Raw genomic sequence first — 12,964 nt, forward strand, 5'->3', positions numbered from 1 at the left:
ATCATCGTGATCGTTTGGCCGCGTCCGGCACAAAATACGATTTCGGCCATTTTCCCCTGGAAGGGATTTACTTTCTCCTGAGAGGAAATGGTGAGGCCAATGAAGACCTTAGCAATTGTTGCCCTGTCGCTGGCCACGGTCATCAGCAGCGTTCCGCCCGCAGAGGCATTTCCGATCGTTCCGGCTCCGAAGCCGCAGGCCGCCGACGTGCAGTTGGCGCAGTTTCCCGACAGGGCGCGTTGCCCGGGTGTTGGCTGCCCGCGTATGGGGCGGGAACGCTGGCGTGGCAATAGGCATAACTATCGTGGAAATCGCTATTACGGGAACCGGTACCACCACCGCCGCTATTATCGCGATGACGACGACGATCTCGGCGCATTCTTTGGCGGCCTGGCAGCCGGCGCGATCGTCGGCGGCGTGCTGAGCCAGCCGAGATATGCGGCTCCGCGGTATTCCGGCGGCGGCAACGCACATGTCGAATGGTGCTACTCGCGCTATCGCTCGTACCGGGCCTGGGACAATACGTTCCAGCCCTATAACGGCCCGAGGCGCCAGTGCTATTCGCCCTATAGCTGATGAGTTTCGCACCTAAGACGTGAGTCTGAAGGGAGGAGCCGGCGCGCCTCCCTCGCCCGCATGCTCGGGCCGTCATTCTTGCGCGGCACCGACAGTTCATCACCGAATCCCCTGCCATTTACCGCCTGATTCATCCGCGGCATGTAAGCCCGTGGCCTTGTATCTCCTATCCAGTCATAGGAATTATTTCTCACGTCTGACTGGAGGTCAGAAATGAATATCAAGAGCCTTCTTCTTGGCTCGGCTGCTGCTATGGCGGCAGTCTCCGGCGCGCATGCTGCCGACGCTATCGTCGCTGCAGAGCCGGAGCCTATGGAATACGTCCGCGTTTGCGATGCTTTCGGCACGGGCTACTTCTACATCCCGGGCACGGAAACCTGCCTCAAGATCGGCGGCTATATCCGCGTTCAGGGCGACTTCGGCCGTGACAATGTCAATCATCTGACCAGCTTCGATGATGACGGCACGTCCGATTGGGACATGTTCTCCCGCGCTTACATCTCGTTCGACGCGAAGAGCGATACCGAGTACGGCACGCTCACGGGCTTCTTCGCTTCCGAGTTCAATTCCGATACGGATTCGGCCTCGGACGGCGGCGGCGACAGCCACATCGACGTCGACGAAGCCTACATCGAGCTCGGCGGCTTCCGGGCCGGCTTCTTCTACAGCTGGTGGGACAAGGGCCTGAACGGCGAAACCGACTCCATCGGCGAGAACACCGAGTTCAACTCGGTCCGCTATACCTATGACGGCGGCACTTTCCAGGTCGGCGTTGCTGTCGACGAACTCGAGGGTACTTCGACCAAGCCGAACGGCGTCGGGGTCGAAGGCATCGTATCGGCTTCGCTCGGCGGCGTGACTTTCGACCTGCTCGGCAGCTACGACACGGAATGGGAAGAAGGCGCGATCCGTGCCCTGCTCTCCGCGGATGCCGGTCCGGGCACCTTCCAGGTCGCCGGTATCTGGGCATCCGGCTCGAACGCATACTGGCATGACTCGGAGTGGGCCGTTGCTGCCTCCTACCGCTTCAATGTGAGCGACAAGCTTGCGATCACGCCCGGCGCTCAATACTGGGGCGGCCTGAACGAAAGCGACAAGCTCGGCGGCCGCTTCGACAACGATGCGGACCAGTGGCGTGTCGGCCTTACCGCCGACTACGACATCACCGAAGGTCTCGCGACCCGCTTCGCGATCAACTACACAGACCCGAGCAATGCTCCGGATTCCGTCAGCGGTTTCCTTCGCCTGCAGCGGGACTTCTAATCTGACCTAGTCAGGTAAAAGAAAGCCCGCAGCTCACAAGTTGGGTTGCGGGCTGTTGCTGTACTGCAACGCAAAGTGCGCCGCCAAGGCGTTGAGATTGTTTGACTATAAGCACTGGTTTCATTGCCAGTGGTTTCTTGGCTCGTTCACGGAGAATGGGAAGGAAACGGCAAACGTGACGTCGGACGCTGAAAAACAGGTAGGTGATCTCGGTTTCCCGGATATGGGTTCGGGGTATGAGGTCAACTATACCTTCGGCCGGCAAGGGCCGATCGGCGTGGTCAAGGAGACCACGCTTGCCGAATTGCTTCAGCGCTATGCCGACATCCTGTGGGACGAAGGCAGGCACAAATACAATGTGAAGGCCTTCATCGGAGAGCTCGACGAGATCTTGCTCGGTGCCCGTTTCTCCGCCTTCTCGCAGGAATTGCTCGACGGCCTCATAGGTGCGCTACGCAAGCGCGGTAACAGCAACGCGACCATCAACAGGAAGATGGCGGCGCTGGGGAAGTTGCTGCGGAAAGCGTACAAGATGGGGGACATCCACAATCTGCCGGAATTCAAACGCCAAAAGGAGAAAGCGGGGCGCCTGCGCTTCCTGGAGGCCGACGAAGAAGAGGTGCTGTTCCGCGAAATCGCCAGCCGATCGGAACTCTATCTGTACCTCTCGATATTTCTGGTGGATACCGGTGCTCGCCTGGGCGAGGCCATCGCCCTCAAATGGAACGATATTCACGAGGGCCGGGCGACATTCTGGGTGACGAAATCGGGCCGCAGCCGCACAGTCCCGCTTACGGTGAGAGCAAAAGACGCATTGAAGCGCGTCGCGGACAGGTCCCCGGGTCCATTTTCGAGAATCGACCAGCAAAAATACCGTGCTGTCTGGAACGCAGCGAAAGTGGATGCGGGCCTCGGCAACGAAGACGATCTCGTTCCCCACATTCTCCGCCATACCTGCGCCTCGCGCCTGGTCAGAGGCGGGATCGATCTCAGGCGGGTTCAGATGTGGCTAGGCCACCAGACCCTCGAGATGACGATGCGCTACGCGCATCTGGCCTCCCATGACCTCGATATGTGCGTGCCCGTACTCGAGCGTCATCTCAAGTAATCGCGCATGAGCGCCGGCAGCAGCGCGCCGTCCCCGTAGCCATACTCCAGAAAAGAGAAAGCCCGGCTTAAAGCCGGGCTTCCCTTCCACTGACCGAGGTCAGGTCAGATTAGAAGTCACGCCGCAGGCGGAGGAAGCCGCTGACGTACTCGTCACCATCATCCGGATCGGTGTAGTTGATCGTGAAGCGGGTAGCGAGACCTTCCGTGATGTCGTAGTCGGTCGTGATACCAACGCGCCACTGATCGTCGTTACCGAAGCTGGTGTTCGAGTCTTGCAGGCTACCCCAGTACTGAGCAGCCGGGGTGATCGCGAACTTGTCGGAAGCGTTGAAGCGGTAAGACGCAGCAACGGTCCACTCGGAGTCAGCCCAGTAAGCGTTCGGGTTGGACGCCCAGATGCCGGCGACCTGAAGGGTGCCCGGGCCGAGGTCTGCCGAGAGCAAGCCGCGGACAGCGCCTTCTTCCCACTCGGTGTCGTAGCTGCCGAGCAAGTCGAAAGCAACGCCGCCGAGCGTCGCGGAGACGATACCGGTAACGCCAACGCCGTTGGCCTTGGTGCTCGTGCCTTCGAGTTCGTCAACCGAGATACCGGCCTGGAAGGTGCCGCCGTCGTAGATGTAGGCGAGCGAGTTGAACTCGGTGACGTTGCCGAGCGAGTCGGTTTCGCCGTTCAGGCCCTTATCCCACCAGCTGTAGAAGAAGCCGGCCTTGAAGCCGCCGAGCTGGATGTAGGCTTCATCGACGTCGATCAGGCTGTCGCCTTCGTCGGTGTCGTTGTCGGCGTTGAACTCAGCAGCGAAGAAGCCGGTGAGCGTGCCGTATTCGGTGTCGCTCTTCGCGTCGATCGAGATGTAGGCGCGGGAGAACATGTCCCAGTCCGACGTGGACTGACCACCGAAGTCTTCCTGGTTCCAGCGATCGTCAGCTTCGTCACGACCGAATTCACCCTGGATACGGATGAAGCCGCCGATCTTGAGGCAGGTTTCCGTGCCCGGAATGTAGAAGTAGCCCGTGCCGAAAGCGTCGCAGACGCGAACGTATTCCATGGGCTCCGGCTCGGCAGCGACGATCGCGTCGGCAGCCTGGGCGCCGGAGACTGCTGCGAGAGCAGCAGCGGAGCCGAGAAGAAGGCTCTTGATGTTCATTTCTGACCTCCAGTCAAAAGTTTCAAACGGGTCTGGGTTTTTTTTGCTGAAGGACAGCGTTCCCTGCCCCATCCCCAACGTTCAAGAAGTCGGACGATCAACCGCCCTTGCTTCCGGAGTTGAAAATACAAAACCGGGTGGGGCGCGCAACGACCAACTTACCAGATCGACTCCTTTGCCCTGCCCTTCCCTGATCCCTGTTGCTGAAACGACACAAAATCGCCCCAGACGGCCCGAGGGAATTAACAAAGCGTTAAGAAAATCCTTTAGCGACGGGGGTTTAGCGCGAGGTCACTCCCGGCCATCTGTTCCGGAAAGGGGCAAAAAATGGCCAGAAAGGGGGATAAAACCGGGCAAGAGCGCTCCGCGAGACCGGTCCTTGCGGAAGCCATGGGCACGCCGATCGTCGGTTCGCGCGGATGGTCGAGGTGCTTCCTGGCCGATTCCCGGCAGAATCAGTGCGCAGGGATTCGCGAGTCGGCAGGCACCTCGACACAGTGCGCGCTCGCCGAGGCAATGGGTTCAGCCAAGCATGTCATCAAGCAGCAAACTCAGGAACGTGACGGCGGTGGCGGGAATGGGAATCCGTTCGATGAACTGTTCGGACCCGGCGGCAGAGCCATTTGCCATTGAAATTTGAGTTATAGAGTGGTACATATGCCCATCGTTGGAGTGAACCTGTGATCGTAGGCTTTCGGGACGACTGGCTTCGGACCTTCTTTGTGGATGATGTCCGTTCCCGTAACATCCCGTACGATCTTGAAGCTCGGTTGTTCCGCAAGCTCCAGATGATTGACGATGCCGCAACCGACCAAGACTTGCGCGTGCCGCCCAGCAATCACTTCGAGAAGCTGCGCGGCAATCTGGCGGGGCTGCATTCGATCCGCGTCAACCAGCAATGGCGGCTGATCTTCCGCTGGGATGGGACGCGCGGAGAGGCCGACGGGATTTATCTGGACGATCACAGCTACCGATGAGAGCGAGGCGAACATGCTGACCACCAAGCGCAAGCCGGCGACTGTCGGCGAGATACTGACTGAAGAGTTCATGCGGCCGATGGGATTGACGCAGGGCGCGCTCGCCGAGGCGATGGGCGTCCAGCGCAAGCACGTCAACGAATTATGCGGCAACCGCAGGAACGTGACGGCGGCGACGGCGCTGATCCTCGCCCGCGTGTTCGGCAACAGCCCGGACTTCTGGCTCAATGTGCAGAGGCGCAACGATCTTTGGCTGGTGATGAATACGCCAAAGGAACGTGAGCGGATCGAGCGCGCGCGTCCGTTGGAGAATGCAGCCTGAGCACCGTCATGTGGACGAAATTGCGGGCGTCTCTGCATCTAGCAAGGAGATCAACATCTGCACCGTGCTGGCCGGGCAGAAGCTTGGAATCAAAGCAGTCGACGGAGCCTGCCCCGGACTTGATCCGGGGTATTGGCTCGTCAGCTTCATGCACGATGATCTGGGGTATATCGACCTGGAGCAGAGGACTTTGCAAACCATCGACAACCCGTTCGGCACGAGGTTGTCACCCATGTCTTAAGGACGAAGTGTTACCCATGTGTCCGGGTCGGACAGAATGGGCCGAAATAAAATGGCGGAGAAGAAGGGATTCGAACCCTCGATACCGTTTCCGGTATACTCCCTTAGCAGGGGAGCGCCTTCGACCACTCGGCCACCTCTCCGTTAGCGCCTGACTAGTGTCACGGCGTTTCCAATGCAAGATTTTTTTGTCGAATTTCAGGAAATCATCCGATTTTCATCCGCTTCGGGCCGCGGCGCCCCCCGAGTCATATGAGAACTAGGACCGCATCGGGCAATCGGGAAAGGTCTTGTCCGTCGCGCATGAAACGTCACAACGCCAAGTGCACTGACTTCTTCCGGGGGAATTCTTTCTCTGCGTCGATTCCGATTCCCATCCTTATGCGATAAGTTCCGCGGGCATTTCCGAACGGAGTACGGTTTTTCAAGATGTCCGCATTCTCACGCTTCACGCCACTCATCCAATCCCTGCCGGCCAGCGTTCCCTTTGTCGGCCCGGAAGCCCTCGAGCGTCAGCACGGCCGCAAGATTGCGGCACGCATCGGCGCCAATGAGAGCGGCTTCGGCCCGGCACCATCCGTGTTGCTCGCCATCCGCCAGGCGGCCGGCGACACCTGGAAATATGCCGATCCCGAAAACCACGACCTGAAGCAGGCGCTCGCCCGCCATCTCGGCACCTCTCCCGCCAATATCGCCATCGGAGAGGGTATCGACGGCCTCCTCGGGCAGATCGTGCGGCTCGTCGTGGAAGCCGGCGCGCCGGTGGTGACTTCTCTCGGAGGCTATCCGACCTTCAACTATCATGTCGCGGGCCATGGCGGGCGGCTGGTCACGGTACCCTATGCCGACGACCGGGAAGATCTCGAAGGACTGCTCGCCGCCGTGGGCCGTGAGAATGCACCGCTCGTCTATCTGGCCAATCCCGACAATCCGATGGGAAGCTGGTGGCCCGCCGAGCGCGTCGTCGCCTTCGCGCAGGCCCTGCCGGAAACGACGCTCCTCGTACTCGACGAAGCCTATTGCGAAACGGCGCCGCGGGATGCGCTCCCGCCGATCGAAAGCCTTATCGACAAACCCAACGTCATTCGCGCGCGCACCTTTTCGAAGGCCTACGGCCTCGCAGGCGCGCGCATCGGCTATACGCTGTCGACGCCGGGGACCGCCCAGGCCTTCGACAAGATCCGCAATCATTTCGGTATGAGCCGCATCGGCGTGGCAGCAGCAATCGCCGCTTTGGCCGATCAGGACTATTTGAAGGAAGTCACGCTCAAAATCGCGAACTCACGGCAAAGGATCGGCCGCATAGCTGCCGATAGCGGACTCGCCCCCCTGCCCTCAGCCACGAATTTCGTGGCTGTCGATTGTGGAAAGGATGCAAGCTATGCACGGGCGATCGTCGATCGGCTGATGAGCGATCACGGGATCTTCATCCGCATGCCCGGCGTCGCGCCGCTCAACCGCTGCATCCGTATCAGCACCGCGCCCGATGCGGAAATGGATCTTCTTGCGGCCGCGCTTCCGGAGGTGATCAGGAGTTTGGCCGCCACCTGAACCGGCGGCAACCGCCACGCATCAGTGCATCGTCATCCATTCGCGTGCTGCGCGCAGCGCAGCGGCGAGATCCGACTTGCTCATCGTCGCCGCAAGGTCGGCCCGCAGGTCGGCCGCGCGGTCCGAGCCCCTGATCGCGGCGATGTTCAGCCACTTGTGCGCGGCTACCAGATCGACGGGCCTGCCGCGGCCCGTCGCATAGGCGAGGCCCATCTCGCACAGAACGTCGGCACGGTTGCCGCCGCCGATGGCGTCATCCGAAACGATCTCAATGTTAAAGAGTGCCATTTTTCTTGTCCCTGTCTTTTCTTCGTTAGAGCGAGCGGCCCGCCCGTCTGGGGCGAGCCCTGCTTCAGCTAGTATCCTGGTCCCTGTTTCATCGAGCCTCTTGGCGGGCTTTCCGGGAAATCGCCCCGTCTTCTGCGGTGTCGCTTTCCGGTTGGTCGGCGGCTTGTTTCGCCGCTCGTCTTATGGATGTGAATATGCCCGACCGCCTTCAATGGCCGCTTAAAATCCATGCTTAATTTGACGCAAACAAAGTCCAAACGCTTGGTAAACTTGGGTTTTCGTTAAGCATTGCAGGCCCTGCAAAGGCACGCATTCGCCTCGAATTTTACGAAAATTTCACGTCCGGATTTCAACTAAACGCTAACCATGAGAACAGCTGCTCTTTTCAAGGACGGTGCCGCCGCGCGCAACATGCCCTGCAAGGCAACGCGCGGATATTTACCTTTACGTACGCGTAATATACTGTCTGCGCCGGAGTGATCTTCGTTCGCCCGTTAACCCGTGCGGCGCTGCAGGAGATCGCGCTCCACAGGGAACCAGCACGCGGCAGGACCGAAGGGCCTGCCGACTTCGGAGGAGATCGCATGATTCGCACATTGCTCGTCGCAGCAGCGCTTGGCTTTGCCGCAGCCGCCCCGGTCCACGCCGCCGAACCGATCCTCGGCAAGTGGAAGACGGCGAGCGGCTCCACCGCGGAAATCGCCCCCTGCGGCGCGGCCTTCTGCGTCACGCTGAAGACGGGCAAGCACGCGGGCAAGCGTGTCGGTTCGCTGTCGGGAACCGGCGGCAGCTATAGCGGCGTGGTCACCGATCCCGAAAGCGACAAAACCTATAGCGGCACAGGGTCGGTGGACGGCAATCTGCTCAAGATGCGGGGCTGCGTGCTGAAGGTGCTTTGCAAGTCGCAAACCTGGACGCGTCTTTAAGCCTCGACAGCTAAAACATGGGCGGCGTTGCACCAGCCGCGACCTCTAGGGAGCCGTTGCACGGAGAGAGACCGGCTGGCTCTCGCTTCCAGTTATGCGGTCTGCCGACGGCATCGCTTGGGATAGGTGAAGGTCAAGCCGCTTGTCGTCTCCCCCACAAGGGGGGAGAATATATGCGGCAGGCCCTCGTTTCCTGCTTCTCCGTTCTGTCCGTGGCATCGTCTCAGCGGGCGCGTTGGCCGAACAGAACCTTCTGCGCCTCTTCGTCCTCGGCGAGGCTCTTCTGGCGGGCCCGCTCCTCCTTGCCCACCTCGATGGCCTTCTTCACCGCCGGTCGCGCAAGCACGGCGTCGAACCAGCGCTTCAGATTCGGGAATTCGTTGAGGTCCTGGCCCTGATTCTCGTGCGGAATCACCCAGCCGATCGCGGCCATGTCTGCGATCGAGTAATCGCCAGCGAGGAACGGTCGGTCGGCGAGCCTCTTGTTCATCACGCCGTAGAGGCGGTTCACTTCATTGGTATAGCGGTCGATGCCGTAGGCGATCCTTTCCGGGGCATATTGGCGGAAGTGGTGTGCCTGCCCCGCCATCGGCCCCAGTCCGCCCACCTGCCAGAAGAGCCATTGCTCGACGTCGACACGGGCGCGCTCGTCGGACGGATAGAACTTGCCGTATTTGCGGCCGAGATACTGCAGGATCGCTCCTGATTCGAATACGGAGATGGACTCGCCACCCGGACCGTCCGGATCGACGATCGCCGGCATCCGGTTGTTCGGCGAGATCTTCAGGAAGTCCGGCTGGAACTGATCGCCCCGGCCGATATTTATGTACTTGACGACGTAGGGAACGCCGAGCTCCTCCAGCATTATGGTGATCTTCCAGCCGTTCGGCGTGGGCCAATAATAAAGCTCGATCGGAGCGGTCATCGCGTCTCTCCTGATTTGTCGGAAGGACAGACTTAGGAACACGACGGCTCAACGGCAAGGCCGCAGTCCGACGCGCATTTGTTTAAGTGCATGATCGTTCTCCCTAAACCGCTGCACATCTTCGGCGCTGCTTAGATGAACGCCAGATGAACGGACGTCTCAGCCAGAGTTCAGTTTGGTTGTGCGAAAAGACAATCAATCGATTTGAACGTGTCTCGCTTCAACGGACGGAACCATGGACATTCTCGCTCGCCGCCTCACCATTATCAGCCTGCTCATGGTCGTCTTCGCGATGACGCTTGCCGCCGCAGTCGGCGCCGACACGGAACGCCGCCGCCAGAACACCTATATCGGCTCGCTCACGGATTGCACCGCTCACACGGCGCAATACTGCCAAGCCAAACTCTGAAGGAAGCTGTGGAATGGCCGCTCTCGTCTCCTCTGCCATTCTTTCGCTCAGGCTCCTGATACTCGCGGGCCTGCTCATCGCACCCATCGGAGCGGTCGCTTACAGCAAAGTCGCCGGCTACGGCATCGGCAAGAACGGTGCCGGCTTCGTTCTTTTCGTCACCCTTCAGCGCCAGGCGATGAGCTGATTTCGAGACCCGCTTTCTATCCTTGCATGTCGGTTGAAAGTCCGTTTCTCTCTTGATCGGGAGGACCTGAAACCGTGCCCGCATACGCTATCTATTTTCTCGCTGCTCTTGCCGAAATCACCGGATGCTTTGCCTTCTGGTCCTGGCTGAGACTTGGCAAATCCGCCTTATGGCTCATTCCCGGCATGGCTTCGCTCGCGCTTTTCGCCTGGCTGCTGACGATGGTGGACGCGGCAGCGGCGGGCCGCACCTATGCCGCCTATGGCGGCGTCTACATCGTCGCGTCGCTCTCTTGGCTCTGGCTTGCCGAAGGCGTCCGGCCGGATCACTGGGACATGACGGGCGCCGCCGTGGCGCTCGCCGGCAGTGCGATCATTCTCGCGGGGCCTCGCTGAAGTACAACGTGCGGCGCTGTAGAACAAAAAACAACACTCTTGTCGTTTGCTTGTCGAAAGGTGCAGCATATAATGCGACATGAACAAGCGAATCTCTTCAAACTCCGTCCTCTCCGTCGCCACCCCTGAACCCTTTGAGCCGCAGCTCTTCGACGATCCGACCGAGGCCGTCGATTGTCTGGAGGCGCTCTACGAGCGCAACACCCGCTTCCTCTGCGAAGGTTTCGAAGGGCTCGGAAAAAGCGGCAGGCCGCTCACCCGTTTCCGCGCCTGCTATCCGCAGGTCAGCATCGAGACGAGCAGCTTCGGACATGTCGATTCCAGGCTCTCCTTCGGCTATGTCAGCGCGCCCGGCGTCTACACGACGACCATCACCCGGCCCAAACTGTTCCGGCACTATTTGAAAGAACAGCTCGGCCACCTCATGCGCAACCACGGCGTCGGCGTCACGGTGTCGGAATCCTCGACACCTATCCCCCTCCATTTCGCCTTTGGCGAAGGGGCGCATGTCGAAGCGTCTGCGGCCGAAAGCATCGACATTCCGTTGCGCGACCTTTTCGACGCGCCGGATCTTACGACCACCGACGACGAGATCGCCAACGGCTCCTACGAGCCGGGACCGGGAGAACCGTCGCCGCTCGCGCCCTTCACGGCGCAGCGCATCGACTATTCGCTGGCGCGCCTCAGCCACTATACTGCGACCAGCGCCAGGCACTTCCAGAACTTCGTGCTTTTCACGAACTATCAGTTCTATGTCGACGAGTTCTGCGCCTGGGCGCGCCAGCAGATGGCGGAGGGCGGCAACGGTTACACCGCCTTCATCGAGCCCGGCAACATCACCACACCGGCGGGTGCCGACCGGCCGGATGCCGACTATTCGCTCGCCCGTCTGCCGCAGATGCCCGCCTATCATCTGAAGAAGAAGGGGCACGGCGGCATCACCCTCGTCAATATCGGCGTCGGGCCATCCAATGCCAAGACGATCACCGACCATATCGCCGTGTTGAGGCCGCATGTCTGGCTGATGCTCGGCCATTGCGCGGGGCTGCGCAACAGCCAGCGGCTCGGCGATTACGTGCTGGCGCATGCCTATATGCGCGAGGATCACGTGCTCGATGACGACCTGCCGGTCTGGATTCCCCTGCCCGCACTGGCCGAGGTGCAGGTTGCCTTGCAGGATGCCGTCGCCGAAGTGACGGGCTACAAGGGCTACGACCTCAAACAGATCATGCGCACGGGCACGGTCGCGACGATCGACAACCGCAACTGGGAACTGCGCGACCAGCGCGGGCCGGTCAAACGACTCTCGCAGGCCCGGGCCATCGCGCTCGACATGGAATCGGCGACCATCGCCGCCAACGGGTTCCGCTTCCGCGTCCCCTACGGGACGTTGCTCTGCGTGTCCGACAAGCCCCTGCACGGCGAACTGAAGCTGCCCGGCATGGCAAGCGCCTTTTACCGGACCCAGGTGAGCCAGCATCTGAAGATCGGTATCCTCGCCCTGCAGAAACTGGCGGCAATGCCTCCCGAGAAGCTGCATTCACGCAAGCTCAGAAGCTTCTACGAGACCTCGTTCCAGTAGAGCCAGCATCTTATCGCGCAGAAGCGTTTCACGCTTTCGGCCGCAGGAGGAGCGACAGCATCGTCCCGGCCACCGCCGACACGATGACCATGAGGTGGGCATTGACACTGGCGCGGCCGAGCGTCTCGAGCGTCGCCTGATCCGCCGACGCTCCGAAGGAAACCGCGCCGGCGACGATCGCCGCTGCGTAGGTTCCCACACCCGCCGGCGCGTGCACCGGCAGCACGGAAGACAATTCGCCACCGAGCGCCCCGCCGAAGGAGGCGGCGAGTGGCGCGACCCCCATGATCGCGAGCACCCAGGCGAGAACGACGACCTTTACCGCCCAGTTCAGCATCGTCATCGCCCAGGCCCGCAGGAAAGCGGGAATGCCGATCGGCAGACCTGCCTCCGCCTCGTCCAGGAGCGGACCGGCCTTCGCCGGCGCGACACGGCGCATCACGGTGAGAGCTTTCTCCTTCATGAGAAAGAAGGCAAGAGGCGACAGAAAAGCGATCAGCCAGAGAACCCAGCCGATCGCCCCTTGGCCCCGCCCGGCCACCAGGCCCACCGCAGCGACGGTGAGCAGGGCGTGCAGATCCAGAAGTCGCATGACGAAGAGCGCCGCGGTGCCACGCACCAGCGGCACGCCGAATTCGCTGCGCATGAGCAAGGGAAAGCTCGTTTCGCCGGCTCTGAACGGCAGCATGATGTTGAGCAGATTGTGAACCTGGGTCACCCGGAAGAGAGACAGAAAACGGCCCCTGGTTTCACCCGGGAAGTAGTCGTGGATCCGATAGCAGCGGATGAAATAGGTGGCGACGAGAAGCGCTAGCGCCGAGAGGACCGGCCCGACGCCGATCTCGGCCCATTGCCGCAGCAGTACCGGCCAGCCCCAGACCCACTCTACGAAGATGGCATAAGCCGCGATTGCCGCCGCGGAAATCAGTGCCAGACGGTTGCGGGCGAGCCACGACCGCCGGCTGCGCTCCCAGTTCGTATTCATCGAGACTGTTTTCCTGTATCAGCAATGCGATTCGACATTGGTTATAACCTCATAAGTATGCAAGAAAACCTGCAAGCCCACCG

Annotated in this window: 16 protein-coding genes, 1 tRNA gene and 1 pseudogene; 13 read left to right on the forward strand and 5 right to left on the reverse strand. The window is 60.8% G+C overall.

Translation table 11 applies throughout. The features are described from left to right. Positions 1–87: 87 nt before the first annotated feature. The 3 genes from JOH52_RS00610 (at position 88) to JOH52_RS00620 (ending at position 2,947) form a co-directional block, all read left to right on the forward strand. A complete protein-coding gene (locus tag JOH52_RS00610; protein WP_013844230.1) occupies positions 88–576 on the forward strand; it encodes a BA14K family protein in 489 nt (162 codons plus the stop codon). A 213-nt stretch (positions 577–789) separates the two neighbouring features. Then, the gene (locus tag JOH52_RS00615) at positions 790–1,839 is read left to right on the forward strand and encodes a porin (RefSeq protein ID WP_013844229.1); all 1,050 of its coding nucleotides are present in this window, start codon (positions 790–792) and stop codon (positions 1,837–1,839) included. 40 nt (positions 1,840–1,879) lie between these two features. Then, entirely contained in the window at positions 1,880–2,947 is a 1,068-nt protein-coding gene (locus tag JOH52_RS00620; protein ID WP_017265823.1) for a tyrosine-type recombinase/integrase, read from the forward strand. A 109-nt stretch (positions 2,948–3,056) separates the two neighbouring features. On the opposite strand, the gene JOH52_RS00625 is transcribed toward JOH52_RS00620, so the two are convergent. Continuing rightward, positions 3,057–4,094: a porin gene (locus JOH52_RS00625; RefSeq protein WP_153530128.1), complete on the reverse strand. Its 1,038-nt coding sequence runs from the start codon at positions 4,092–4,094 to the stop codon at positions 3,057–3,059. 327 nt (positions 4,095–4,421) lie between these two features. Between JOH52_RS00625 and JOH52_RS00630 the strand changes: the two genes are divergently transcribed. From JOH52_RS00630 to JOH52_RS00645, 4 genes and pseudogenes are all read left to right on the forward strand, one after another. After that, positions 4,422–4,727 carry a hypothetical protein gene (locus tag JOH52_RS00630; protein WP_003527305.1) on the forward strand — a complete coding sequence of 102 codons (306 nt, stop codon included), beginning with the start codon at positions 4,422–4,424 and terminating at the stop codon, positions 4,725–4,727. Positions 4,728–4,774: 47 nt separating this feature from the next. Beyond that, complete coding sequence (locus JOH52_RS00635; protein WP_010969011.1) at positions 4,775–5,071, forward strand: type II toxin-antitoxin system RelE/ParE family toxin; 297 nt, start codon at positions 4,775–4,777, stop codon at positions 5,069–5,071. Positions 5,072–5,084: 13 nt separating this feature from the next. Continuing rightward, positions 5,085–5,393, forward strand: a complete 309-nt coding sequence (locus tag JOH52_RS00640; protein WP_010969010.1) for a HigA family addiction module antitoxin — start codon at positions 5,085–5,087, stop codon at positions 5,391–5,393. Between the two features lie 18 nt (positions 5,394–5,411). Continuing rightward, positions 5,412–5,634: pseudogene (locus tag JOH52_RS00645) on the forward strand (hypothetical protein); the annotation flags it as partial. A 52-nt stretch (positions 5,635–5,686) separates the two neighbouring features. On the opposite strand, the gene JOH52_RS00650 reads toward JOH52_RS00645, so the two are convergent. Further along, a tRNA-Ser gene (locus JOH52_RS00650) sits at positions 5,687–5,776 on the reverse strand. A gap of 286 nt (positions 5,777–6,062) precedes the next feature. On the opposite strand from JOH52_RS00650, the gene JOH52_RS00655 reads away from it, so the two are divergent. Then, positions 6,063–7,184, forward strand: coding sequence for a pyridoxal phosphate-dependent aminotransferase (locus JOH52_RS00655; RefSeq protein WP_010969009.1), 1,122 nt, complete (start codon positions 6,063–6,065; stop codon positions 7,182–7,184). A gap of 21 nt (positions 7,185–7,205) precedes the next feature. On the opposite strand, the gene JOH52_RS00660 is transcribed toward JOH52_RS00655, so the two are convergent. Further along, on the reverse strand, positions 7,206–7,472 hold the full coding sequence (locus JOH52_RS00660; protein ID WP_003527312.1) for a sel1 repeat family protein: 267 nt from the start codon (positions 7,470–7,472) through the stop codon (positions 7,206–7,208). Positions 7,473–8,056: 584 nt separating this feature from the next. Between JOH52_RS00660 and JOH52_RS00665 the strand changes: the two genes are divergently transcribed. Further along, positions 8,057–8,398, forward strand: a complete 342-nt coding sequence (locus JOH52_RS00665; protein ID WP_010969008.1) for a DUF2147 domain-containing protein — start codon at positions 8,057–8,059, stop codon at positions 8,396–8,398. Between the two features lie 223 nt (positions 8,399–8,621). On the opposite strand, the gene JOH52_RS00670 is transcribed toward JOH52_RS00665, so the two are convergent. Further along, positions 8,622–9,323, reverse strand: coding sequence for a glutathione S-transferase family protein (locus tag JOH52_RS00670; RefSeq protein ID WP_014529127.1), 702 nt, complete (start codon positions 9,321–9,323; stop codon positions 8,622–8,624). A 235-nt stretch (positions 9,324–9,558) separates the two neighbouring features. On the opposite strand from JOH52_RS00670, the gene JOH52_RS00675 reads away from it, so the two are divergent. The 4 genes from JOH52_RS00675 to JOH52_RS00690 all read left to right on the forward strand — a co-directional run bounded on the left by JOH52_RS00675 (position 9,559) and on the right by JOH52_RS00690 (position 11,896). Next, complete coding sequence (locus JOH52_RS00675) at positions 9,559–9,732, forward strand: hypothetical protein (protein WP_003527318.1); 174 nt, start codon at positions 9,559–9,561, stop codon at positions 9,730–9,732. A 13-nt stretch (positions 9,733–9,745) separates the two neighbouring features. Continuing rightward, on the forward strand, positions 9,746–9,919 hold the full coding sequence (locus JOH52_RS00680) for a hypothetical protein (protein WP_010969006.1): 174 nt from the start codon (positions 9,746–9,748) through the stop codon (positions 9,917–9,919). 74 nt (positions 9,920–9,993) lie between these two features. Beyond that, the gene (locus JOH52_RS00685; protein WP_003527320.1) at positions 9,994–10,314 is read left to right on the forward strand and encodes a YnfA family protein; all 321 of its coding nucleotides are present in this window, start codon (positions 9,994–9,996) and stop codon (positions 10,312–10,314) included. A 79-nt stretch (positions 10,315–10,393) separates the two neighbouring features. Then, complete coding sequence (locus JOH52_RS00690) at positions 10,394–11,896, forward strand: AMP nucleosidase (RefSeq protein ID WP_003527321.1); 1,503 nt, start codon at positions 10,394–10,396, stop codon at positions 11,894–11,896. A 28-nt stretch (positions 11,897–11,924) separates the two neighbouring features. Here the strand turns inward: JOH52_RS00690 and JOH52_RS00695 are convergent, their stop codons facing one another. After that, positions 11,925–12,881: a lysylphosphatidylglycerol synthase domain-containing protein gene (locus JOH52_RS00695; RefSeq protein ID WP_003527322.1), complete on the reverse strand. Its 957-nt coding sequence runs from the start codon at positions 12,879–12,881 to the stop codon at positions 11,925–11,927. Positions 12,882–12,964 lie beyond the last annotated feature (83 nt).

This window comes from Sinorhizobium meliloti (assembly GCF_017876815.1).
In the GTDB taxonomy this organism is placed as follows: domain Bacteria; phylum Pseudomonadota; class Alphaproteobacteria; order Rhizobiales; family Rhizobiaceae; genus Sinorhizobium; species Sinorhizobium meliloti.

Bases quoted from the DNA above. Each gene is read 5' to 3' on its own strand.
- JOH52_RS00610 (WP_013844230.1), top strand. From the start codon at position 88: ATGGTGAGGCCAATGAAGACCTTAGCAATTGTTGCCCTGTCGCTGGCC.
- JOH52_RS00615 (WP_013844229.1), top strand. From the start codon at position 790: ATGAATATCAAGAGCCTTCTTCTTGGCTCGGCTGCTGCTATGGCGGCA.
- JOH52_RS00625 (WP_153530128.1), bottom strand. From the start codon at position 4,094: ATGAACATCAAGAGCCTTCTTCTCGGCTCCGCTGCTGCTCTCGCAGCA.
- JOH52_RS00630 (WP_003527305.1), top strand. From the start codon at position 4,422: ATGGCCAGAAAGGGGGATAAAACCGGGCAAGAGCGCTCCGCGAGACCG.
- JOH52_RS00640 (WP_010969010.1), top strand. From the start codon at position 5,085: ATGCTGACCACCAAGCGCAAGCCGGCGACTGTCGGCGAGATACTGACT.
- JOH52_RS00655 (WP_010969009.1), top strand. From the start codon at position 6,063: ATGTCCGCATTCTCACGCTTCACGCCACTCATCCAATCCCTGCCGGCC.
- JOH52_RS00660 (WP_003527312.1), bottom strand. From the start codon at position 7,472: ATGGCACTCTTTAACATTGAGATCGTTTCGGATGACGCCATCGGCGGC.
- JOH52_RS00665 (WP_010969008.1), top strand. From the start codon at position 8,057: ATGATTCGCACATTGCTCGTCGCAGCAGCGCTTGGCTTTGCCGCAGCC.
- JOH52_RS00670 (WP_014529127.1), bottom strand. From the start codon at position 9,323: ATGACCGCTCCGATCGAGCTTTATTATTGGCCCACGCCGAACGGCTGG.
- JOH52_RS00675 (WP_003527318.1), top strand. From the start codon at position 9,559: ATGGACATTCTCGCTCGCCGCCTCACCATTATCAGCCTGCTCATGGTC.
- JOH52_RS00680 (WP_010969006.1), top strand. From the start codon at position 9,746: ATGGCCGCTCTCGTCTCCTCTGCCATTCTTTCGCTCAGGCTCCTGATA.
- JOH52_RS00690 (WP_003527321.1), top strand. From the start codon at position 10,394: ATGAACAAGCGAATCTCTTCAAACTCCGTCCTCTCCGTCGCCACCCCT.
- JOH52_RS00695 (WP_003527322.1), bottom strand. From the start codon at position 12,881: ATGAATACGAACTGGGAGCGCAGCCGGCGGTCGTGGCTCGCCCGCAAC.